The organism is Mucilaginibacter angelicae, assembly GCF_042434235.1.
In the GTDB taxonomy this organism is placed as follows: Bacteria; Bacteroidota; Bacteroidia; order Sphingobacteriales; family Sphingobacteriaceae; genus Mucilaginibacter; species Mucilaginibacter angelicae.
Genome location: NZ_JBHLTS010000004.1, coordinates 773,470 through 797,329 on the forward strand (window position 1 = coordinate 773,470; position 23,860 = coordinate 797,329).

The 23,860-nt window shown below is 43.8% G+C and carries 14 protein-coding genes; 2 read left to right on the forward strand and 12 right to left on the reverse strand.

The annotated features are described in order from the left end of the window. Positions 1 to 72: 72 nt before the first annotated feature. From ACFFGT_RS03265 to ACFFGT_RS03290, 6 genes are all read right to left on the reverse strand, one after another. Positions 73 to 2,343, reverse strand: coding sequence for a beta-N-acetylhexosaminidase (locus tag ACFFGT_RS03265; RefSeq protein WP_377021073.1), 2,271 nt, complete (start codon positions 2,341 to 2,343; stop codon positions 73 to 75). A 21-nt stretch (positions 2,344 to 2,364) separates the two neighbouring features. Next, the gene (locus ACFFGT_RS03270) at positions 2,365 to 3,525 is read right to left on the reverse strand and encodes an acyltransferase family protein (RefSeq protein ID WP_377021074.1); all 1,161 of its coding nucleotides are present in this window, start codon (positions 3,523 to 3,525) and stop codon (positions 2,365 to 2,367) included. 9 nt (positions 3,526 to 3,534) lie between these two features. Further along, positions 3,535 to 6,306: a family 78 glycoside hydrolase catalytic domain gene (locus ACFFGT_RS03275; RefSeq protein WP_377021075.1), complete on the reverse strand. Its 2,772-nt coding sequence runs from the start codon at positions 6,304 to 6,306 to the stop codon at positions 3,535 to 3,537. Between the two features lie 172 nt (positions 6,307 to 6,478). Next, positions 6,479 to 7,975, reverse strand: a complete 1,497-nt coding sequence (locus ACFFGT_RS03280) for a RagB/SusD family nutrient uptake outer membrane protein (RefSeq protein ID WP_377021076.1) — start codon at positions 7,973 to 7,975, stop codon at positions 6,479 to 6,481. Positions 7,976 to 8,029: 54 nt separating this feature from the next. Next, positions 8,030 to 11,380 (reverse strand): TonB-dependent receptor, encoded by a 3,351-nt coding sequence (locus tag ACFFGT_RS03285; RefSeq protein WP_377021077.1) that lies wholly within the window; start codon positions 11,378 to 11,380, stop codon positions 8,030 to 8,032. 265 nt (positions 11,381 to 11,645) lie between these two features. Then, positions 11,646 to 12,806, reverse strand: coding sequence for a FecR family protein (locus ACFFGT_RS03290; RefSeq protein ID WP_377021078.1), 1,161 nt, complete (start codon positions 12,804 to 12,806; stop codon positions 11,646 to 11,648). Positions 12,807 to 13,056: 250 nt separating this feature from the next. Between ACFFGT_RS03290 and ACFFGT_RS03295 the strand changes: the two genes are divergently transcribed. Then, positions 13,057 to 13,884, forward strand: coding sequence for a hypothetical protein (locus ACFFGT_RS03295; RefSeq protein ID WP_377021079.1), 828 nt, complete (start codon positions 13,057 to 13,059; stop codon positions 13,882 to 13,884). A 195-nt stretch (positions 13,885 to 14,079) separates the two neighbouring features. Here the strand turns inward: ACFFGT_RS03295 and ACFFGT_RS03300 are convergent, their stop codons facing one another. From ACFFGT_RS03300 to ACFFGT_RS03310, 3 genes are all read right to left on the reverse strand, one after another. Continuing rightward, positions 14,080 to 14,661, reverse strand: a complete 582-nt coding sequence (locus tag ACFFGT_RS03300; protein ID WP_377021080.1) for an RNA polymerase sigma-70 factor — start codon at positions 14,659 to 14,661, stop codon at positions 14,080 to 14,082. Positions 14,662 to 14,921: 260 nt separating this feature from the next. Then, the gene (locus ACFFGT_RS03305) at positions 14,922 to 15,545 is read right to left on the reverse strand and encodes an alpha/beta hydrolase (protein WP_377021081.1); all 624 of its coding nucleotides are present in this window, start codon (positions 15,543 to 15,545) and stop codon (positions 14,922 to 14,924) included. A 2-nt stretch (positions 15,546 to 15,547) separates the two neighbouring features. Then, positions 15,548 to 16,483: a ring-cleaving dioxygenase gene (locus ACFFGT_RS03310; RefSeq protein WP_377021082.1), complete on the reverse strand. Its 936-nt coding sequence runs from the start codon at positions 16,481 to 16,483 to the stop codon at positions 15,548 to 15,550. A 302-nt stretch (positions 16,484 to 16,785) separates the two neighbouring features. Between ACFFGT_RS03310 and ACFFGT_RS03315 the strand changes: the two genes are divergently transcribed. Continuing rightward, positions 16,786 to 17,088 (forward strand): GIY-YIG nuclease family protein, encoded by a 303-nt coding sequence (locus ACFFGT_RS03315; protein ID WP_377021083.1) that lies wholly within the window; start codon positions 16,786 to 16,788, stop codon positions 17,086 to 17,088. Positions 17,089 to 17,514: 426 nt separating this feature from the next. On the opposite strand, the gene ACFFGT_RS03320 is transcribed toward ACFFGT_RS03315, so the two are convergent. The 3 genes from ACFFGT_RS03320 to ACFFGT_RS03330 are packed head-to-tail and all read right to left on the reverse strand — an operon-like array spanning position 17,515 to position 23,838. Beyond that, entirely contained in the window at positions 17,515 to 18,306 is a 792-nt protein-coding gene (locus ACFFGT_RS03320; protein ID WP_377021084.1) for an FHA domain-containing protein, read from the reverse strand. 24 nt (positions 18,307 to 18,330) lie between these two features. Next, positions 18,331 to 22,407 (reverse strand): FtsW/RodA/SpoVE family cell cycle protein, encoded by a 4,077-nt coding sequence (locus tag ACFFGT_RS03325; RefSeq protein ID WP_377021085.1) that lies wholly within the window; start codon positions 22,405 to 22,407, stop codon positions 18,331 to 18,333. Positions 22,408 to 22,410: 3 nt separating this feature from the next. Further along, the gene (locus tag ACFFGT_RS03330; protein WP_377021086.1) at positions 22,411 to 23,838 is read right to left on the reverse strand and encodes a PP2C family protein-serine/threonine phosphatase; all 1,428 of its coding nucleotides are present in this window, start codon (positions 23,836 to 23,838) and stop codon (positions 22,411 to 22,413) included. Positions 23,839 to 23,860 lie beyond the last annotated feature (22 nt).

The following is a 23,860-nucleotide window of genomic DNA, read 5'->3' on the forward strand; positions in this document are numbered from 1 at the left end:
CAATCGCGAACTATACAGAGTGGCTCTGTAGATCGGGGATTGCTTCGTTCCTCGCAATGACGCTTTTAGATTTTAATGCATCAAATAAAACTTCGGATAAAGCTTTTCCCCACCCGCAATTTTAAGCTCTATCAGGGTTTGGTTTTCGTTGGCTTTATCGGCAATGTAATGTCCGCTTAAAGCATATACGCCTTTTTTAAGGTGTAATAAAGCTTTTTGCGGTTCAACATAAGTATTTAATCCCATTTTTATTACCGGCACTTCATCCAAAAACAAAGCCGGGCTAACCTCAAAACCTGTGGTTAATTCATAATCGGCTTCCTTTTCAATCTTAATAAAACCTTTAATTTTCACCCAGTTAATGTAGCCATCGGTAACAGGTTTAACAGGAACAATCAGGTTTGTTTCTCCGGTTTCTGCTGGTTTTTCGCTTTCCAGTTTGGCTATATCATGTTCCCTCGTTTTAAAAACCTCATAGGCCATGCCGGGTTTCAGATTTGCAACTTTTTGGTGCGCTGGCTTGATACTCACACGCCTGATGCTGGCCGTTTGGCGAACGTGCTGATCATTCAGTGTCCAGGTGGTAAATGTTCTTAAACCAATGCTATCGTTTAAGGGCACATTAATATTTACAGGAAAAGGTGCAGACGGGCTATTATTATCCGGCATCTTTCCGTTTAACGCATAACGTACCTTAGCCCCTTGCAGCGGATAATTCAGCGTTAATTTAAACCTGCTTTTATTAGTAATTACATTATCAACACCGTCAATATCGGGCAGACGGGCGTTGAAATCCCACAGCTTAAACAGGCCATACTGGTTTTTCATTTTCCAGCCGAAGCGTTCAAGGTCCTTTTCATTTTTTGGGCTCCAGGTGAGTTCGGCTACGGCAAGGGCGCGGGGGTAAACCATATATTCGAGGTGTTGTACGTTTGGCACCTTTTCGTTCCAGATATTACCTTGTGCACCCAAAATATACTCGGCTTCGGCATTGGTTAATTCTTTTGACTGCGGCTCGTAATTGTACACCATTTGCCAGGTAACCGGTGGGTTCCAGCCTATCGGTTCAAGGTCTTCATTAGCCTGCGGAGCGTCAAAGTACATGTACGGCAACGGAGTCATTACCACATGGTGATGCATTTTGGCAGCGGCGATCCCTCCGGCTTCACCCTGCCAGCTCATCACCGTGGCCGATTCGGCAAGGCCACCTTGTAAGATCTCGTCCCAGCCTACCAATCGTTTATTTTTTGAGAGCAGGAATTTCTCTATCCGTTTAATAAAATAACTCTGTACCTCTTTTTCACTTTTCAGATGCTCGCGCTTCATGAGGGCAACAGCCGTCGGGCTCTTGAGCCAGTCAACCATCTCGGCCTCATCACCGCCAATGTGAATGTATTGATTAGGGAACAGAGCAATCACTTCCGTCAGTACATCTTCCATAAATTTGAAAGTATACTCACTTGGATCCAGCATGCGTACCCGGTGTTTAGCCCCTGTCGAGTCCTGGCAGCCCAGTTGTGGGTAGGCAAAAATAGCCGCCTCACTATGGCCCGGCATTTCAATTTCGGGCAGGATGGTTACAAACCTGTCCTGCGCATATTTGATCACCTCGCGGATTTCATCTTTAGTATAAAAACCATCCCTCCCCTCATCAATCAGGTTATCCAGCTTACGAAACTCTCCCCGTTTGGCGTAATAACTGATCTTTGAACCCACTTCGGTAAGGCGGGGATATTTATCAATCTGGATGCGCCAGCCTTCATCGTCGGTTAAATGCCAGTGAAACACATTCAGTTTGTAATGAGCCATTACATCAATGTATTTTTTAACTTCATCAACTGTAAAAAAATGGCGGCTTACATCCAAACTCAAACCCCGCCAGCCAAAACGCGGTTGATCTGCAACGGAGCAGGCGCTTATTTTCAATACCGGGCTTTTATCTGTCGGCAACAATTGAATCAATGTTTGTACTCCGTAAAACACGCCAGCACCATTACCGCTGATACTTACTGATGCAGGGGTTACGTGCATGGTATAGGCGCTTTCCGCGTTAGACCAAACATTGTTTAACCTGATAGCTGTTTTAGCCGGGATCTGTTCAAAAACCTTTACCGTTGTTTGAAACCCATAATTTTGATTAAGATAATCCTGCAGGTATTTGCCTATGGGTTCAGTTTCTTTATTAACCCCGATCACGGCATTCTTACTCAATAAAAAACTGCCTTTACCGGCTGTTAAGCTCACCGGTTGCGGTATAATATGAAACTGTGCTTTTACCGCTATAACTGATAAAAGCAAGGAAGCAGATAGAACTATATATTTTAACGATAGTATTTTCTTCATTTGAGGGGGTAATGAATAAGGTTATACCTTAATGGTGATATTCTTTTTATAAAGGATCCAGACCGGGACAAAAATGATCAGCACAGTTAGGATAGCCCCTGCCAGTGATGCGTTTTCGGGCGAGAGGTATGGTACAAACAAATGATTGTAAGTGAACGACCATAAATTAGTTTTCTGCACCGGAATAATAGACAATACAGCCGGGATAATATCAGCCAAAACATAGGCAGCAATGGCATTTCGCCCGAAAGCCAGAAAAGGCGGTAGCAAAGCTTTATTCCCTTTGATATCGATAAACCAATAAGATAGCGCCAGGACGTTGATAGCCAAACCAGCGGTAAGCAGCACAAATGAGCTTGTCCACAGTTGTTTGTTGATGGGGAAGAATGTGTTCCAGATCAGGGCCAGTACGATCAATACAATACCTGCCCCCATCATTTTAGACAGATCGATACTGGTTTTGAATTTACCCGTTTTGAGCCAGGTGCCGGTAAACACTCCTAATAAACATGTGGCAACAGATGGGATAGTGCCCAGTAAACCTTCCGGATCCCAGGTTTTGGATGAACCCCAGAGATGGTTTTCTGTAAATACCGACCGGTCGATCCAGGCACCTAAATTAGTAGCAGGTTCCAGGTTAGGTGTACCAAAACCGGGGACAGGCACCAGGGTCATTAATAAATAATAACCGATAAGGCAACTTACAGCAATAATTACCTGTGTACGAATGCCGGTTTTAACATACAGCAAGGCAGTTATACCAAACACAAGCCCGATGCGCTGCAACACACCGGGGAAACGCAGATGCGCGAATTGAAAATCGTTGATCAAGGGTAAACAAACGCCAAGGGCTATAATGATTAGCGTACGGCGCAGAATGGACAGCAGCAAAGCGTTGTGCTTCTCCACCTCGGCCTTTTTGCTTTCCATGGCGTATACAATGGATACGCCCACCATAAACAGGAAGAATGGAAACACCAGATCGGTTGGGGTACAGCCATTCCATTTGGAGTGTTCAAGAGGCCAGTAAATATGGCCCCAATCGCCGGGGTCATTTACCAGGATCATGGCGGCTACGGTAAATCCCCTGAAAAAATCAAGCGACAAGAGCCTTGGGCGGCTTGCCTTTACTGTGCCTGTATTTTTAAGCGGTTCCTGCTGGTTGATCACTGTAGCTGCCATGAGTTATTATTAGCTATTTTTTTTATGCGTTTTTAAAATGTATTTAAACTGGTAAGTACCCGAGCCAACATCCATTTGCATATCTCCGCCTACGGGTTTGATGTTTGCAATGTCTTTATTGGTGTTGATATCGATATTACTTTCAGTCACCGGGCCATCAACGGCAGGTAAGGTGATCTGTGCAGTGGTATTTGGCGGTACGATAATATCAAGGGTAAAAATGCCATTATCAATACTCCAGGCCGATTTTACCTTCCCGTAAAGTGTTTCCAGCTCGGCATTGGCATTGGTTAGTTTACCACCGGGGTGTGGAAATATGTTTATTTTATGAAAACCAGGCGCTCCTTCATCAGTGTTAATGCCGGCTATAACGCGGTACATCCAATCACCTATGGCTCCGTAGGCATAGTGGTTAAAGGAGTTCATCTCCGGATCTTCAAAGGTGCCGTTGGGTTTTATGCCATCCCAGCGTTCCCATATGGTAGTAGCCCCGTTTTTTACGGGATAAAGCCATGAAGGATATGATTCTTTCATTAACAGGTCATAAGCAATATCAGTGTGACCGAAACGGCTTAATACATGGCAAATGTAGGGCGTACCTAAAAAGCCTGTTGTAATGTGTTCATCATAATCCTCAATATTGCTTACCAGCCTTTTTGCTGCAGATTCGCGCAGGTTTTCGGGCAGCAGGTCAAAATTCAGCGCCAGCACATATGATGTTTGCGTACCCGAAATCATCCTGCCGTTAGGCGTAACATATTCTGCCTGGAAAGCCTTTTTGATATCAGCCAGTAGCTGGGTGTATTTTTTAACATCATCATCCTTACCCAATATGGTGGCTGCATTGATAACCAGTTGAGTTGAGTAAGCATAAAATGCCTGGGCTATCAGGTTTTTATCGGTCAGGGCGGCACCATCCTCATAATCGGTGCCGGCATAAAACAGCCAGTCGCCAAAGTGGTTACCCGTATCCCAAAGGCCGTTACGGGTGTGGCGGGTGATATACCCTACCCAGGCTATCATGCTTGGATACTGATTTTCTAACACCTGCTTATCACCATAGGCCAGGTAAATATTCCATGGAACAATAGTCGCCACATCGCTCCAGCCCGAAGCCGCGGCCGAAGCACTATCCAGCATATTAGGGATCACGTAAGGCACAGCGCCATTTTTATGCTGATCGGCCGAAAGGTCTTTTAACCATTTGGTAAAAAAACCGGCCACGTCCATATTGAAGGTAGCTGTGCGACAAAAGGCCTGGGCATCGCCTGTCCAGCCCATGCGTTCGTCGCGCTGAGGGCAGTCGGTAGGGACATCAACAAAGTTGCCCTTTTGGCCCCATTGAATATTATGCTGTAACTGGTTAATGAGCGGATTGGAGGTAGAAAACATGCCAGTTTGTGCCATATCTGAGTATACAGCAAAGGCAGCCACATTTGTTGAATCCAAAGTACCGTTATATCCCTCTACCTTCAGATACCTGAAACCCTGGAAGGTAAAATGCGGCTCGAATGTTTCAATACTATCGCCTTTGAAAATATAGGTATTTTCCTGTTTAGCCGTGCGCAGGTTTTTGGTGTAGAAGTTCCCTTTCTGATCCAAAACCTCGGCATGGAATAACTTTACCGTGTCGCCTGCTTTGGCCTTCAGTTTAAATTGTACCCAGCCAACCAGGTTCTGCCCAAAATCAACCACATGCTCGCCGGCAGGAGTAGTAAACACTTTAAGCGGCTTAAAAATTTCATGCTTGCGCACCGGCGGGCCAAAAGTAGCCACTAAATTATCTTTAACGGTATCAATTGTACGTACCGAATCCCAGTTGAGATCTTTGTAGGCAATGGTCGACCAGCCCTTCTTTTCCTTACGGGCATCATAAACCTCGCCATCAAAAAATGATGATGAACGGATCGGGCCATAAGCAACCTTCCATGTTTTGTCCGAATTGATGAGTATCCGTTTGCCATTGGTATACACAATCTCTAACTGGAAAAGCAAACCAAGCTTGGTGCCATACACATTCTTTTTACGGTTGTAAGTATAGCCGCGGTACCAGCCATCGCCAAGGGTTACGCCAACAGCGTTATCACCTTTCAATAAATCGGCGGTTACATCGTAAACCTGGTATTGCAAGCGTTTATTATAGCTCGTCCATCCGGGGGCAAAATAGTCGGTGCCTATCCGTTTGCCGTTAAATTGTGCCTCATACAAACCATGCGCAGTAATGTATAAATGTGCGGCGCGCACTTTATGGTCAATCTTAAATGTCTTCCTGAACATAGGGCTGGGGCCACCGGTGGTATCCGACTGATAGTTGTCCTCTATCCATTTGGCACTCCAGTCGGCAGGTTTAAGCAGGCCCATTTTCCAGGAGTTAACCATGCTCCATGGGGTAACCTGTTGCCTGTTGTTCCAGATGCGCACCTGCCAGTAAACTTTCTGGCGCGAGGCAAGTGCAGGCCCGGCATAATAAACGTGCAGCGATTCGCCTGAGGCAACTTTGCCCGATGTCCAGAGTAGTTCTTTGCCTTTAAGTAATGATACCGCATTGCTGCCCACCCTTACTTCATAGGCAATTTGCTGAATGTTACGGTCGCGGGTTATCAGTTTCCAGCCAAGGCGGGGGGTAGCTTCATCTACAGAGATGGGGTTTATTTTATACTCGCAAACCAAATTATCAACCCGGAACGGCGGGGGAACCGGCAGCGCTTTTTGCGCCTGTGCTATTATGGGCAGATAAGAAAAAAGCAATATAATGATGCGTGTGCATACCTTTTTACACATACCTTTTAGGGTTTAATAGTTCATGCTATTAAAGATACTTTAACAGCGATATTGTTTTGATATGCACCTGTTATTTTTATTGAGCAGGCCGAAAAAATGATGCGCTCATTGCAATATACCTTATAAACGTAATATGGCCCGGTAAAAGTTTCGACCGGGCCATGTAACATTATTAATGTTCGAGGTTTGCTTCGTTTAAAGGATATTGGAAAAGCAGGCGGATGTTGCTGTATGCTGCTGAGTTAATTTGCCATGAGTCATTTTTGTAAGCCCTTTCACTCGCGGCATGTGCTTTCATTACTTCTGTTGCCTTGCCTGTACGCAAAAGATCAAACCAGCGGTGATTTTCAAAAGCAAGCTCCACCTGGCGTTCGTGGGCTATTGCAGTGCGAAACTGTTCCTGGCTGCTTACATTTAAATCGGGATTATCGTTGCCCATTGATTTAGGTTCAAGCCCGGCACGCTGCCTAACCAGATTAAGGTATTTAAAAGCATCACCGCCACCTGCAAAGCCCTGCTCGTTCAAACATTCGGCCAGCATGAGGTAAACATCTGCGTAGCGGTAAACAGGAAAGTTGTTAGGCGTAATACCCTTAACAGCAGTTTTTGGCCCTGTAAATTTCTTTATGAACGGTAAATCGATACCATATTCGTCTGAAGTAAAATCAATAAGTGATGCATCTCTTCTTTCATCCCCATCTTCAAAGGCGTTTACCAAATCCTGCGTAGGGATATTCCATCCGTTTTGGGCATTATTGTCAATGGAGTAACCGGTAACATCTTCATCGTAATAATCCCAGGGGATAAATGTGTCGATAAAATCGCTGCCCAAACCATTTGTACCCTCTATGTATTGAATCTCAAAGATCGATTCGGGCCCATTCTCCGTATTCACGTTGAAATTATCGGCGTAGTTATGGTTGAGACTATAAACGCCTGATGATACCACACTGCGTAAAAGCGGTATAGCCAGGTTAAACTTCTTTTGGGTCATGTAAACTTCGGCAAGCATCGTCTCGGCTGTACCTTTAGTAACCCTGCCCTTATCAGCTGTAGCCACATATCTTAAGGGCAGTTTAGCAATAGCAGCCTGCGCATCAGCAATGATCTGCGTATAAACAGATGCTGCCGGCGATTTTGTAGACAGATCATAAGCATCACCTACCGATTTTGGCTCGGTAAGCACCAGCGGTACATCGCCAAACATACGCACCAGGTTAAAATAATTGAACGCCCGTAAAAACAAAGCCTGCCCACCTACAGTATCAGTAGTTGCAGCATCAAGCTTAGCCGCAGGCAAACGATTGATTATAACATTGCACCGGCCTATTCCGGTATAGCTTGTGCTAAAGTAATCCTGCACAATGTCGTTGTTATTTAATTCCCGAAACTCATCAAGCTCTTCCTTACTGGTACCCGAACGGTCATAGGGATCATATTCATACGAAGTATTATCAGACCGCATTTCGCCCATTGCCCAAAACGATCCTGTATATAAACCCTGAAGCGGAGCATAAGCGCCATTAATAGCCTGAACAAACTGGGCCTTGGTTTTAAAAAAGTTGGCGCTGTTTTGAGTATCTGTAGGCTGCAGGTTAAGATAATCTTTTTTACAGCCATAAAAACCAATAGCTGCCAGGGTAAGAAAAAGGTATATGTTTTTTTTCATGGTTTCCGATTCTTAATGTTGCTCAAATTGAGTTCTCCGTAGTTTCCGTGTAGCCTAAAATGTCACGTTACAACCTAATGTGTAAATTGCCGAAACAGGATAGCCTGTAAAATTCACATTAGGCGATAAAGAGCGGTTTCCCTGTTGTCCTTCAATGCCAACCTCGGGATTACCTCCCTTATATCCTGTTATCAGGATAGCGTTTTGAGCACTGAAATACACCCTGAAATTTCTGCTGAACTTTGTTTTGAAGTTGTACCCGAGGTCGATATTCTTCACCATTAAATATGAATTACTCTCAACCCAGTATGACGGATAAAAATCGCGGGCCAAACCGGTATTTGAAGTTGTGGTAGGCAGTAAACCTGCCCCGGGCTGCTGCGGCGATCTCCAGCGGTTTATAACGCTTTGCTCAACATTAAAAATGCCATCCAAATTGGTAGTAAATTGCTTGTACATATCAAATACATGCCCCCCTACCGAGCCGGCAGATATAATGTTCAGATCAAATTGTTTATAACTGAAATGATTATTAAAGCCGAATGTAAACTTAGGCCATGGGTTACCGATAGGTACCTGGTCTTTCCCATCAATTATACCATCACCATTAACATCCTTATACCTCACATTACCTATATTTTCACCATCAAAGTGGGGGTATTTGTCAAGTTCGGCCTGGCTTTGGAATATGCCCTCAAAAATATATCCGTAAAACTGCCCAAGAGGCAACCCTACCATGGTAATACTGGTTGGGTTGTCGTTCAGGGGCGCGTCATAGATTTGAGGTGTAGGGCCAAGACTTAAAACCTTGTTACGATTAAACGATATATTAAAATCTGTACTCCAGTTAAAAGCCTTGCTAACAATATTTTTGGTAGTTACCGTAAATTCAAAACCGCGGTTACGCACGTTACCTACATTTGATAACGCGTATCCATAACCCGAAGCTAAAGGTACCGGTATGTATTGCAGTAAGCGTTCAGTAAAGCGGTTATAATATTCGGCAATTAAATAAACCCGGCCTTTAAATAATGAAAGGTCCATACCTATATCAAACTGTTTGGTGGTTTCCCAGCCTACTTCGGTATTACCAAGCGAAGTAATTGATTTTCCGGGAGCCAGCCCTCCGCCAAATGTATAATTGGTTTCATCAACAGTTGGGATATAATCATAGTTACCTACGCTGTTATTACCTGCGTGACCATAGCTGGCAGTAAATTTCAACTGGTCGATAACATTTGTTTTTGGAAAGAACGACTCGTCAGAGATCCGCCAGCCCCCTGATACTGAAGGAAAAGTTCCCCAGCGGTGCCCTGGCGCAAACCTCGATGACCCATCGCGGCGTATAGAAGCACTTAATAAATATTTATCCTTAAAGGCATAATTTACCCTGCCAATCAATGATAATAGCCTCCACTCTTCGTCACCGCCATCTGCCGTAATAATAGTAGCAGCTCTTATTGAATGGACAACATCATCCGGGAAACCTGTACCGTAAGTTAAACGGTAATGGTTGGTTTCCTGTTGAATCGAATAATCGCCCAAAACGCTTAAAGTATGGTTACCCCAGGTTTTTTTATAGTTCACCGAGTTTTCGCTGAGCCAGTTAAATGAATTTGATGAATTGAATGACCCGACAGCTTTAACCTGCGTTCCGTCTTTATTTGCAACACGAAAACCGCCCAGGAATGAGGGGCGGAAGTAATCGCCGTTGCTATTCTGATAATCGATGCCAAAAGTCGATTTCACATCCAATCCCTTAATTATTTCCCAGTTAACGTATGTATTAGCCAGGGTACGGAATTGTGCATATTTATTGGTAGTATTAACCAGTTCACTTACAGGATTTGCATTAAGCGCTGTACCCGGAATATTTTCATTTCCTGCCGAACCTACAACATTGGTATATGAACCATCAGGTTGTTTTACAGGTGTAAGCGGGCTTTCAAGATAAGCCTGGCTTAATATAGCCTGATCAAAATGGCCATCAGTTTGCTGTAATTTACGCTGGCTATAAGTTGACGCAATACTAAGACCGGCTGTAACGTTTTTAAACAGATCGGCATCCATATTGGCTTTTACAGAATATCTTCTGAAACCGGTGTTGAGCACGGTTCCCTCCTGGTCAAAATATCCTAATGAAAACAAGGAGCGCATCTTATCAGTCCCGTTTGATACGGTAACATCGTAATTTTGTATGGGTGCATTACGGGTAACGGCATCATACCAGTCGGTACCTTTGCCAAGTGCCTTGGGGTTCCTGAAGGCTTCAGGTACCTGGTCAATACTGAAAGCCACACCGTTTACCTTATCCAGGTCCTGCAAGGCTTCAATGCGCCATTGCGCATATTGCTCGGCGGTCATCATTTTCAGTTTGGTTCCGGACAATATGGTTTGCACACCCGATGAAGTATTTACGGTTACGGATGACTCGCCCTTTTTTGCCCTTTTGGTGGTGATCAAAATAACACCATTTGACCCTCGTGAACCATAGATAGCCGTAGAAGCCGCATCTTTTAATACACTGATATTTTCAATATCATCGGGGTTAATGGTACTTAAAGGATTAGAATATTGATCAAAACCCGGAGAGATAGGAAACCCATCTATAACATACAAGGGATCATCACCTGCCCCGATTGAACCGGCGCCGCGGATATTAACGGATACGCCGCCACCCGGTGTACCCGTTACCTGGTTAACAGTAACACCTGCAAGCTGACCTGCAAGTTTCAAGTCAAGGCTTGCTGTTTTAATCTCTTTGATGTTGGCCATTTTTACCGAACCAACAGCACCGGTTACATCCTTACGTTCCTGGTTGCCATAACCTACAACAACCACTTCTTTTAATTCTTTGTTATCCTCTTCAAGTACAATATTTATTGAAGTACGTTTATTTACCGGTTCCTCCTTGGTTTGAAACCCAATAAATGCGAATACAAGCGTACTGTTATCTTCGGCAGTGAGGGTATATTTACCTTCAACATTGGTTACAGCCCCAACATTAGTCCCTTTTACACGAACGTTAACACCCGGAAGCGGCTGGTTTTTATCATCAGTAACAGTACCGTTTATAGTTATAGGTGCTTGTGCAGGTTTTGTAACGGCACCATCCTGTTTATTAACAATAATATTTTTATTATCAATTACATAAGTTAAAGGTTCATCTTTAAAACATTGCTGCAAGGCTTCCTGGAGCGTTGCGTTGGTTAATGATAAATTAACCGGCTTCGCTTTTGAAATATCCTTATACCTGTAAAAAAAATAATAGCCGCTTTGCTTTTCAATTGCTTTAAAAGCTTTATCAATAGCTATCCCTCTCTCATTCAGCGTTATAGTTTGCGAAAAGCTTTTAGCGCTTAGCTGCAGGCAGCCGATAATTAGTAATAAGACGGTTAATCTCATCGTCAAAAACAGTTTTGAATGTGTACCAAAGGCACTAAATACTTTACCAGTAAAGTTTAAATGCATAACTTCGTGATGTTTGGGTTAAAAAAAATCTGTTATTGAAAATTCAGGAAAGCTTGATCCAATTCATTATGCCGGAAGCGTTGCAGCGCTTCCGGCTTTTCTTTCATTTGGATAAGGGAACTTAGGTTGGAATATTTTGAGCGTCAGTGTTTCTTCATAGATTTTGGGTTATGCAGTTAAAAATCAGTTGCCGGTTATTTTAAGGGGTAACAATTATCTTTTTGTTCTCGATCCTAAAACGCACGTGGCTTAACTCAAGGATATGTAACACCTGTGATAGTTTTACATCCCTGCTGATCTTACCTACAAACTCATCATCAGGTATTTTACCTTCGTACATTACTTCGGTACCATACCACCTCGAAAGCTGCTTCATAATTTCTTGTATGTTTACCCGCTCAAAGTCAAAGAAGCCGTTTTTCCAGGCTACCACTTCGTCGGTATCTACATCAATAATTTTAATGCCTTTATTATTTATAACACCCTGCTGACCGGGCTTTAGCAAATTACTTATATTACCCTGGGTTAATCGTACCGAGCCTTCAAGCAGGGTAGTTTTAACAGCGGCCTCATCATTATAGGCCATGATATTAAAATGTGTACCAAGTACCGCTACCTCAATATCTTTAACCATCACATTAAAAGGTTTTGTTTTATTTTTGGCTACTTCGAAGTAACCCTCGCCGGTGAGCTCCACATCGCGTTCATTACCCGTAAATGCCATAGGGAATTTCAGGGAAGAGGCAGAATTAAGCCATACCTTTGAACCGTCAGGAAGTACTACCTGGTACTGACCTCCCCTCGGCGTACTAATAGTATTATAAGCAAGCGGGCCATTTTGATGCTGGTCTTTATCTTCAGTATAAACTACCTGGCCATCCTGTGTTTTATTGATGCTGATGTTACCCGACTGGTTCAACAAACCAATCTTAGCCGAGTCCAATATCAGCTTAGTGCCATTGGCAAGGGTTAAAACAGCCCTGTTATCGCCGGGATCAACATCATGTTTTACAATTGCTTTGCTTTGAGCAGCCATTTTTTGCTGTTCATGTTTATTGTACCAATGATAAACAGCAGTACCCGATAACAGCAATATGATAGCGGCGGCGGCCACATTTCTGAAAAGATGAAGCCTTATAACCTGAGGCTGTGCGTTGAATACAGGTTCGGCGATAGCCTTCCTGATGTTATTTAACATGCGGTCTTCCAGTTCCTGCTTTACACCAATAACTTTTTCATCCCATTCGTCGGCATCACCCTGAAAGCTTTCAAAAAAATTCAACAACTGTTCCTTCTCCGCTGCAGTTGCCTGCCCGGCGAGGTATTTATCTATCAGTTGTAAAAATTCTTGTTTTGACACAAATACGGTTTTGTAAGGGAGAGTAAAAAAACAGGGGTATCCCCTACGCCGAAATGAAAAAAATTAAAATATTTTTTGAAGAGGTGTCATGTGTCCGGGCCGTTTAATCTATGAGCAGGCAATAACATACAAGAAATACTTATTTTATTAAATTCACGTTAAACGCCCGTTACGCAAAGCCAACAATTTAATAGGTTATATATGAGATTGCCCGACAATTAAACGAATCACAATTTTAAAATATAAAACAATGAAAAATCCTATGTATGCGAACCGTAATCACTATCTGATCTTTAACTGGATATTTATTGCCGGCCTGCTATTATTGGCACTTAATGACCATTATTTCAAACAGCATTATACCAGTTGGCTGACCGGGAAGCTGTCGGACTTTGCAGGGCTATTGATCTTCCCTATGTTTTTATTGTTCCTCTTTCCAAAACTCTCCAAATGGTCGGTTATCGTAACAGGCCTGTTTTTTATTTTTTGGAAAACGCCTTTTTCAACAGGCTTTATTGAGGCCTATAATAAAATCTCATTCATACCGATCACCAGAACGGTCGACTATAGCGATTATATCGCTTTATCCGTTCTGCCTTTATCCTGGTACCTGATTCAGCGTATCGACAAATACAGGGTCGGCCATTTTTTGCCTGTTTTTTTACATTTTCCAGCCATTGTTCCTATTGCGTTGGTTTTTATGGCTACAGCACCGGCCACCAGGTATTATATGCAGCCAGGCGGGGATATTCATATCGGGAAATCCTACAGGATGAAAATGTCAAAAGAAAAGGCGCTGGCTAAACTAAGGGCAAAAGGTTACCGGATTGAAACGGACACCTCGCAACATTTCTTTACTGAGAGGGCGGATTATTATCTGATCAATAACCTTGCCCTTGACGGCGGCAAAGACACGCTGCAAAGCTTGCAATTTGGCTTTCTTGGCAGCGGCGACAAACCGTTATTGTTGATCAATAATATCAAACTAAAACCGGCTGATAAAGAAAAGAGCCTGAAATTGTTAAAGAAGTCTTATCAAGAGTTAATCAAGTCGAATATTGTCGACGAGGTGAGATAGGATGAACTGTTATTGTCGCGGCATAAACGATTGCCACCTAAAAACCAACTATTAAATCCCCAAAATCAGTAAGAAGTTGTTTAAAAACAACCAGAATATTTAACTATTCAATAGCATATTCATTGCCATTGACTCCGGTCAGCGGCAATGAATAGAACTTGTATTTTCAAATATTTTCCAGAATCTTATCCGATGTTATTTATCCAAAAGAAACATCAACGCTTCCAGGATAAAAGCAGAACCTAACGAACCGCGCAACTGGCGAAGCGCTTTGGTTAAATGGTTTTCGACAGTTTTGGTAGAGATATTTAACTGCAGGGCTATTTCCTTATGGCTAAGGCACTCTTCACGGCTGAGCTTGTAAACTTCCCTGCATTTCTCGGGCAGGGTATCAATTACCTGGTTTATTTGCAGCAAAAGCTCCTTATGCTCGATACTGTTATGAGTGGCGGGGGTATGCAGACGTTCTATCAGGTCGTCAAAGATCTCGCTTTTTACCGAACCGGTTCGGATTTGCCGGTACACGCCATAGCGTACAGATGCATACAGGTAGGCTTTCAGCGATATACTGATCTCAACTTCGGTACGGCAATCCCAAAGCTTGATAAACAATTCCTGGATAATATCCTCACATGCCTGTCTATCTTTTAAAATATTGTATGCCGCCTTAAAAAGCGAAGCCCAGTATCTCCTGTAAATCATAGAAAGCGCCGCTTCATCATCAGCCTTTAACAGGCCAATGAGCTGCATATCGCTCATCATAATTTTATCAGGCATAGTTTACCAATTAAGTTATCCGAAAAACCAAGGCTAAAATTACTTAAATATTAATTTAATATATTTAAAAAGTACAATTAAGCTTATCAACTAATAGTGAAGCATTTAACCATGCTTTTTGATTGTTATATATTAATATAAAATAAGCCCGGGGTTATCTGAAACTGCACAGGATATCCCGTTTGTTATATTACATGTTAAAAAAAGAGCTGCCCCTCCGGGCAGCTCTCCACTCTTAAAACACTCAACTTTGAAAACAATCAATTCTTCAATATTGTATTTGCCAGCGCCAGCTCTTCGCCGGATATGGTATGCTGACGGCCTTTATATATTTTGAGGGTCACATCCGCATTCAGTTCCTTTAATATTTCTGCACTCTCATTAACCCGGCTAACCGGTACATGAGGATCAGGATCACCAGTAGTGATAAGCACCGGGGTATTGCTAAAATCGCCTTTATAGTTTTCTTTAACCAGCTGCTCCCCTATCAATCCGCCGGTGAAAGCGATAATCCCCCCGTAGCTGCCGGCATTGCGGCCTGTATATTCAAGCGTTAAACATGCGCCCTGCGAAAACCCGAGGAAATAAATATCTTCCTGTGCTATTCCTTTTTGTTTAAGGTCATCAACCAGTTCCCCAATTACCTCAAGGGCCGAATCAAGCGCCGGCTGATTGTTTTCAACCGGTGCCATAAAACTATAAGGATACCAGCTATGTTCATTGGCCTGCGGCGCGTAGATGGCAAAACCATCCAGTTCCAGGTGATCTTTAAGTGAGATGATCCCGCTTGCCGATGCCCCGCGGCCATGTAACATGATGATGGCCTTTTTTGCCTGTTCGGCAGGCACGCCTGCCGTAACAACCTGTTTAGTGTGCCTGTACATAATTAAACTAATGATGGTAATGTTTTCTCTAACTCGCTGCGCAGGTTTTCATACTGTACAGGTAATTTTAAACCGGTACCTAATAGCTCAGCTGGCTCATCAACCGCAAAACCCGGGTTATCGGTTGCTATTTCAAACAATACGCCACCTGGTTCGCGGAAGTATAATGAATAGAAATAGTTCCTGTCTATTTTATCGGTAATATGCAAACCAAGACCGGCTATTTTTTCGCGGTATTCCATCAACACTTTTTCGTTAGGGACGCGGAATGCTACGTGGTGAACAGAACCACCTGCTACATGACCGGCAACTTCTCCCGGAACCTCAACCAGGTCAACTATGGCTGCGTTTTCAACAGCATCGGTAATAAACCTGTAGCGGTTAACATGCTGCTCCAACAAACGGTAGCCTAAAACACCGGTTAATATTTTGGCAGTAGCCTCAATTTTGTTTGATGTAATAGTAATACTGTGGAAACCCTTGGTTGCATTGGCTGCGGTTACTTCAGCAGTTTCCCATGGTGTGCGGTTATCGGCAGTTTTGGGCACGATAAGCTCAAATTTCAAACCATCAGGATCGAGGAATGTAAGATATTGCTCTCCAAATTTTTCGGCTGGTTTGTTGTAAATCACATTGTTATTTTCAAACCTTTTCAACCAAAAATCAAGACTGCCTTCAGGTACCGAATAACCGATTTCGGTTACCTGCCGTGCACCGCGACGACCGGTAGCTATGCCTTCCCATGGGAAGAAAGTAAGGATAGAGCCGGGAGTACCGTTTCCATCGCCATAATATAAGTGGTAAGTACCGGGATCATCAAAGTTCACAGTTTTTTTTACCAACCTTAAGCCCAGTACACGGGTATAAAAATCATAGTTTTTTTTGGCATTGCCAGCAATTGCAGTAATGTGGTGAATGCCGTTTATAGTGTTTTCCATTGTCTTCCTTGTTTTAAATCTTTTAATACTTGCTGTGTTATTATGATTCAAAATTACGGTCAAAATTGCCGGCGGCACTTGATGTAGGATAAGAAAAATGGGGAGGGGGAATGAAAATAGGTCTTACTTTTAAAAATTGTCATTTCGATAGAGCAGGGCAGAAATGAGCGTCGGGGCGAAAGAGAAATCTTATAAGCCCGGCAAATTTAGCCTGCAAAGTTTAACTAAGCATGTTGGATAAGATTTTATTATAAGGAGAATTGACAGTCTTCTTTTGAGTGAAAAATATCTACATTTAAATCATGTGGAATCACAATTACTACGTTTATATCACAACCAATCCAAGTAAAACAGTTTTGTATATAGGCGTCACTAATGATATAAGTGTGAGGGTTCTGCAACATCAAGAGAATAAAGGCACGAACAAATCATTCACCGGAAAATACTATTGCTATCACTTAGTTTATTACGAACACTTTACTCATATTGAAAGTGCCATCGCCAGAGAAAAGGAAATCAAGAAATGGCGCAGAGAAAAGAAAGTTGCGTTAATTGAGTCAACTAATCCCAGCTGGACTTTTCTGAATGATAGTGTAATTGAATAACATTTTTTGCTAATTCAAAAGAAAAATGTCATTCCCGTAGAGATAGGTCTTATACACATATTAAATGTCCATAGCTACTTGGTAGGGTGTAAAAGATTTCTCTTTCGCCCCAGCGCTAAGTCCGCCCTGCTCTTTCGAAATAACATTTCTTTCCCGTTTGTCATTTCCGCAGGGAGAATCTTATGCGTCATGAAACTACGCCAATGCACTACGCCTTGCGGGGAGTATAAGATTTCTCTTTCGCCCCAGCGCTAAGTCCGCCCTGCTCTTTCGAAATAACATTTCTTTCCCGTTTGTCATTTCCGCAGGGAGAATCTTATGCGTCATGAAACTACGCCAATGCACTACGCTTTGCAGGGAGTATAAGATTTCTCTTTCGCCCCGACGCTCATTTCTGCCCTGCTCTATCGAAATGACAAAAGAGAATTAAGCCACCACCGTACTATACAAAAACACGGCCGATTCCCCCAATATCACCTGATCGCCTTCGCTCAGGGGGTGGCCTATCTGGGTTGAATTAAGTTTGATCATTTTGCCATCGGCAGCAATATGGATCTTGGTTTTATTGCGTGGGGGAACGCCGCCTTCATCCGCAAAGATCATGAAGCGTTCGCTTTCGGCATCCCATTCAATGTGAGCGTGCTGCCTGCTGATGTATTTATTGCTTTCGTCCCTGCTCTCACCCGGAAAAACCATTTGATTAAGCCTGAACGAACCATTTTCGGTAACTGCTTTTTTGTCCCGGCCAATGTTGAGCTTGGGATCTGTAGCTTTGATCAGGTATTCTTCTTTTTCAGCTTCGCCGCTCAAAATTCGCAGATAGGCCGTAAAGGATGCGGCATTATGAGCCACCTGTTTGCGGGTGTTCATTACAAAGGCAACGTCCAAGTCTGAGATCCGTTTTGCCTCTACCGGGAGTTCTTCCGTAAACTCAACATCCAAAGTCCAGTCCAATGGTAAATTGATGGCGAAATCGTCGGCTATTTTTTGGACTTCATTTTTGAATAGCTGTTTATCGTGCACATAAACTGCCCCTTCGTAAATAGGTTTATCCTCCGCATCGGAAGCTATAAAAAGCTTCAACTCTTTTATATGACCGCCTTCACCACCTTCTATCTTTTGCAGCGATTCTTTAATAAAACGTAATATAACCTCGCGTAAGCTTTTTACATCCCAGGGTTGTTTTTCGCCGCTTCTTTTAAATAAACTAAATGCCATTTGCTCTTCCTTTCTGCTTAAACACTATTCTTCGGTAGTAGTTTCTGTTTCCATGCTTTTTATATAACCTTTCTTTAACAGGAATGGGATCACGTGGTTCCCAGCCAGGTGCACGGCGTCTGATGAGCCACGGGTCGACTCCACCCGGATACAAACTACGATATAACCACTGCCCTTTTCTTTTGGTGCAAAGAAAACATACCAGCCGTCATTAACGCTCTGGTTCCTCACAATCCGCTCCGGCGTACCGGTTTTACCGGCTACCTTGATACCTAATATAGGGGTTTTAGGCGCGCTTTGCTCAATCATATATTGCTTTAACAAAGCAGCATATCGCGGATCATCGGCCAGTTTGATACCGCTTTTTACCGTCACTGCCGAGTCGGCTATTTTTAGCGCATACCTGTTAGGCATCAATATGCCTCCATTAGCTACACCGGATACCAACCTTGCTATAGCGGCCGGAGTGGCAATCAGTTCGCCCTGTCCCCAGGCCATGCCCGAAATACCTTTGGCCCGCGTTTTATGGATGTTATTAGGGTCGTATCTCGGTTTGGTATTAAATTCGGTTTTACGCCATAGGGCGCGCCATTTATCTTCCTGGGTGGTATTCAATACCGGTTTATTGTAATAGTAGCCGCCTACACCGTGCAAAAACATCCCGGTTTTAAGATACAGCGTAGCCATATATTCTTCAAGATGTTCCTGGTTGGCCAGCTTAATAAAATATACGTTGTTTGATTTGGCAATGGCCCGCTCCATGGTGATCATCCCGGTCTCATCCGGTTCGATGCCTTTAGTACGGATCCGTTCTTCGGTGCTTACATGATATTCTACATCAGCAGCGGCTATTCCTAACTTATTAAATGCCGACATAGCCGTTAAAACCTTCGCCGTTGAGCCCGGCTGACTGGCATAGGTAAAGCCCAGATCGGTAGTGGTTAGCCAGGTAGCCAATTTATTCTGATCGGCAATGGGCATGGTAAGCTGATCCCAGTTATGCACCGGCGGCAGCGGGTATTGTGCAGACGTAAGCACATCGCCGGTATTGGATTCAACTATCACTACCGAAACACGGTTATCATTCAGCGAAGTATCAGATGCGATAGATTGCTGGATGCTGGTTTGCAGATCGGCATCCATGGTGAGTTTTACATCTCGGTTCTTGTTTTTGAAGGCATCCACTTCCGGGCCGTTGATATCGCTGATGAGGAGGTTGGCTAATGCGCTGTAGTCCTTTTTGGCTACGGTCATTTCTTTCATGCCGCGGGGCAAAAACCTGTCTTCCTGGTAACGTGATGCCTTTACATTATAATTGGTAATTGGCATGTGAAAGCCACGAAGTTCAGCAGCGTGCTCATATTCGGCAAAATAGCCGTTGGTACTGCCATTGAAAACTCCCGTGTTCTGATCGCCCGTCCAGAAAAACATTTGTTCTTCAAAAGGATAAAACCTATCCAAACGCTTATGCATCGCCGAATCCAAATCGTAATGCAGCATGCCCGAAGCGTTTAATTTGTTTTTTTGTTTTTCGATTAGCTCGGGCTTGCTGGTAGCCAGGATAAGGCCGTTACGGTCGTATATGGTACCTGCCTGCAGCTTATTCATCAATATGGCAATGCGTGGGTTGTAGCTAAACATGCGTAAGCCACTTTTATCAGCAACCAAAGCCGGTTTTACAACCCATTGTTTATTATCTGTAGTATAACGCGAAACATTTACCACCAACAGCACAACTCCTGCTAACGCAGCTGCCAAAGCAGGCACCAGGTTTTTATCCTGTTGTTTGGTGATATAATCCATTTGTACGGCCGTACCCCTAACCGATGAAACCGATAATAGGAAACCCGCTGCCAGCAAATTTATTACCAATGACGAACCGCCGTAACTTTCAAATGGTAGGGAAACCCCTGATAAAGGTAATGCCCCGATGGAGCCTCCCGCAATCAGCAAAAACTGCACAAAGGTACATACGCCTATGCCCGCACTGAGATAAAACAACAGCGGCATCCCCGTTTGCCGGCCAATAATGATGGAACGGTGCAGATACAGCAAAAACAGGATGAACACAGCAGCCATACCAGCCCAGCCAAATTCTTCGCCGATGGATGGCAGGATCATATCGGTATGGGCTTCGGGGATGGTTTTAGCAAAACCTTGTCCTACGCCCTGACCACTTAAACCTCCGCTGGCCATTGCCCAGAGGCCGTTAGCTACCTGGTCGCCGCCATAAACTTCGTTATTCCAGGCATCCTGCCAGATGGCCTTACGTTCCACCAAACGCTCAACCGGACCGGGGATAATTTTATCAAGACCGGGAATTTTATCGATGGTAAAAAAGGCAGTGATCACCACCAAAGCCATGATAGCCGATTCGCTCATTCTCCGCCGCCTGAAAAACACAACGCCTCCAAGCGAAAAGAATGTAATACCCGCGCTAAGCCATACATTATCAAAAAACCAGGTAGTGAGTACAAACAACACCACAAAGCCTGCCATATACAGAAAATCGCCCCGCGAAAACGAGAACAGGATGATGAATGTAAAGCAGATCACCATGGCCGGGCCCAAATCGCCCAAAACCAAAAACAATAGTAAGGTGATTACCGTAGCAATAAGTGCGAATGAGAAGAACGACCAGCGCTTGCTCCAACTGGCATATTGGCTGATAAATTTTTCGTTAGTGGCAAAAAATCCCGCAAGGAAAATAACGATGAGGTATTTTACGATCTCACTCGGCTGAAACCCCAGCAGGTTAACTTTTACGCCGCTCCCCTCCGGACCGGTACCAAACAAAATGGTGGAGAACAGGATCGCCATGGCTACAATAGCCCAGGGCCAGCCGTTGGCTGCAGTCCGGCTCCATTTAAAAATAAGCAAACGGTAAAAGCCCGAATCGGGGTTAAGCTTACGCAGGTTAAAGAGCTGAATGATACAGATCCCAGCCATGCCAATGCCTAAATACACAAGGGTATCCTTAGCTAAAAACCTATCGCGTAAAGGGTCCTGCAAGCTCAACAGGGTAAGGAGAGAGATGCCCGTAAGCATCATGATCAGCGGTAAAATAATCTGATCGGCATCCGGGTACCGGGCGCTGAGCAACAGGTGGATGATGATAAAACCGAAAAAAAAGCAAACGGCTATGATCCAGTACCACATATTAAACTCATCCTGGTAACGCACAATAAAAGCACCTTCCTTTTTCAGGATATTAAAATCGCGGGTGGAAAGCAGCTTGATACTATGCGGAGCCTGGTTAAATTTAAACGTTACGTCTTTATCCAGTTCATCGATACCCTGCGAGCGACCAAACTCAAAGCCCGGCTGCATGGGCAATACCGAAAATGCTTTACCGGTTGGCAGCTTAGCAAATACAAACCTCCCTTCGGCATCGGTACGGGCAAAGGCGGTTAACGATTGCAGTACCTTCTTTTTCTGATCGTTAAGTACATAAAGTTTTTTATAGGCCGAACCATTTTCGGAGTATGTGGTTTTTGCACCCGTTTCCTCATCGCTAAAAATGCTATCGCGCGGCAATATCATGGTCAGCTTTACCAACACGCCGGGTATGGGTTCACCTTTATGCTGTATAGTGCCTTTAATGTCGTATTCGCCGAGGTTAAGATCTGTTTGTGCGCCTAAAGCAGGCGGGTTTTTCAATTCCTCAGAAAAACGAATGGAATCATCGCCGGTATAGCCTAAAAGTGTGCGGGAGGTAAGTACGCGTTTTTTGAATGTCTCGCCTCCTTTTTCAAAAGCCTCATCGGCATTAACGTAGTACTTTCGCTTATTGAGCTCACCGGTGTTGTCAACCATGTCGCCGGTTGTTTTACGTGATGCAATCACCGATTCAATGTAATCCACATCCCTTGGATCATCAAAATAGTAGCCTTTTTTAAGTAAGGCCTTTACATTTTGAGCGGTATTAGGCGAGTTAAGGTTTACGATGGTACCATCCTTCAGTCTCTTATCAACATCCGTAAACTTAAGTTGCAATACGCTGTAAAGCCTTACAAATAAAACGGCCAGCAATATGCCTGTAAGCAACAGGAACAGCCGCTCCATTCTCCTGCCGGGTACCTTTGGTTTTTCCTGGGCCATTTATTAGTGGGTAGCTTTAACGGGGACAGAATCGGTTTTGAACATACTGCCAAACAACCTGCCCGAAATGTATTTTTTATTAGGAAACATGTACGATGCCTGTACCGGCGTTAAGCTGTTAATGAATTGCACATTTTTTAACACCAAAGCATCGTTATGCGTAATGATGGCCGTACGGAAACCATCAAAGGCTACACTATCAAGCACTACGTACTTACAATTAGCAGCCAGCGCAATGGCAGGACCCGAGTAGGTGGAATCCTTTTTAAACACAATAGCGCCTTTTGTTTTAATGTAGAGGCTGTCCTTATTGATATGCAGCGTATCGCTCAATATTATAGGCTGCTTAAAATCGGCCGCCGAAAGTATTAGCGTATGGCCTTTTAACTTATTGATAGTATCCTGAAGCTTAAGCTCTGCCGCGTTTTTTATATGCTGCACCGCCAGGGTATCCGTTTTTTTAGGGATAGCGGCCTGATCTATATTCTTCTTAAACTGCCAGATAAATCCACCTAAAAAAATAAAGCACAGCAATGTGAGCACAGCCACCGTACTGCCGTTTCCTTTGGTTTTTACCACAGGCGAAGGCTCCTCCTGCTTTTTTACCGGAACAGGGGTAACTTCCGGTTGTTCGGTGGCTTTTACAGCAGCCACAGGTTTGGTGGCACTGTGTTGTTTGCGTTCCTTATCGTTATGAACCAATACCACAGTCACATTATCTTTACCTCCACGATTATTGGCCGCGTCGATTAGTTTTTTTCCTTTTTCGGGGAGATTATCGCTGCTGGTAAGAATACTGGTAATCTTACTTTTATCAACCAAATCGGTTAAGCCATCGCTGCAAATGAGCAGGATATCGCCAGGCAAAAAGGGCGAATTCCCGGTCTCCACAAAATCAGGGTCTTTACTGATCTGCCCGGCAAAACCAAGTGCTTTGTTAATTTCGTTGCGTTTGGGGTGATCCATCGCCGCTTCTTCGGTCAGCCTGCCCGAATCTTCCAGGAACCCCACAAAGGAATGATCTTTCGAGATCTTGATCAGCGAATAATCGCGCAGCAAATACAGGCGGGTATCCCCTACGTGGGCATAGTAAAACTTATTGTTGATCACATCAACTACGGCCAGCGTAAGTACACAGGCCATGTTTTCAAGATCTTTATTCTGTACTTTTTCGTCGTAAATACGCTGATTGGCAATGGTGAACGTATTTACCAGCAAGGGAATTATATCGCCTGCTATAAATTGCAACTGCTCCAGGATGGTGGCGCGGGCAATTTCGGCAGCAATTTCGCCGCCTGCATAACCGCCAACCCCATCAACCACACAGGCAATGATGAAATTACCATCGCCAGATTTTTCGGCAATAAAAACGTCTTCGTTGTTTTGCCTTTGTCTACCGGTATCTGTTATCCCGAAAAAATTATTTGCCATGGTTTTTACTGGATTTTTTTAT

Excerpts from the sequence above, each read along its gene's own strand:
- ACFFGT_RS03265 (WP_377021073.1), bottom strand. The coding sequence starts at position 2,343 with ATGAAGAAAATACTATCGTTAAAATATATAGTTCTATCTGCTTCCTTG.
- ACFFGT_RS03270 (WP_377021074.1), bottom strand. The coding sequence starts at position 3,525 with ATGGCAGCTACAGTGATCAACCAGCAGGAACCGCTTAAAAATACAGGC.
- ACFFGT_RS03275 (WP_377021075.1), bottom strand. The coding sequence starts at position 6,306 with ATGTGTAAAAAGGTATGCACACGCATCATTATATTGCTTTTTTCTTAT.
- ACFFGT_RS03280 (WP_377021076.1), bottom strand. The coding sequence starts at position 7,975 with ATGAAAAAAAACATATACCTTTTTCTTACCCTGGCAGCTATTGGTTTT.
- ACFFGT_RS03285 (WP_377021077.1), bottom strand. The coding sequence starts at position 11,380 with ATGAGATTAACCGTCTTATTACTAATTATCGGCTGCCTGCAGCTAAGC.
- ACFFGT_RS03295 (WP_377021079.1), top strand. The coding sequence starts at position 13,057 with ATGAAAAATCCTATGTATGCGAACCGTAATCACTATCTGATCTTTAAC.
- ACFFGT_RS03300 (WP_377021080.1), bottom strand. The coding sequence starts at position 14,661 with ATGCCTGATAAAATTATGATGAGCGATATGCAGCTCATTGGCCTGTTA.
- ACFFGT_RS03305 (WP_377021081.1), bottom strand. The coding sequence starts at position 15,545 with ATGTACAGGCACACTAAACAGGTTGTTACGGCAGGCGTGCCTGCCGAA.
- ACFFGT_RS03310 (WP_377021082.1), bottom strand. The coding sequence starts at position 16,483 with ATGGAAAACACTATAAACGGCATTCACCACATTACTGCAATTGCTGGC.
- ACFFGT_RS03315 (WP_377021083.1), top strand. The coding sequence starts at position 16,786 with ATGTGGAATCACAATTACTACGTTTATATCACAACCAATCCAAGTAAA.
- ACFFGT_RS03320 (WP_377021084.1), bottom strand. The coding sequence starts at position 18,306 with ATGGCATTTAGTTTATTTAAAAGAAGCGGCGAAAAACAACCCTGGGAT.
- ACFFGT_RS03325 (WP_377021085.1), bottom strand. The coding sequence starts at position 22,407 with ATGGCCCAGGAAAAACCAAAGGTACCCGGCAGGAGAATGGAGCGGCTG.
- ACFFGT_RS03330 (WP_377021086.1), bottom strand. The coding sequence starts at position 23,838 with ATGGCAAATAATTTTTTCGGGATAACAGATACCGGTAGACAAAGGCAA.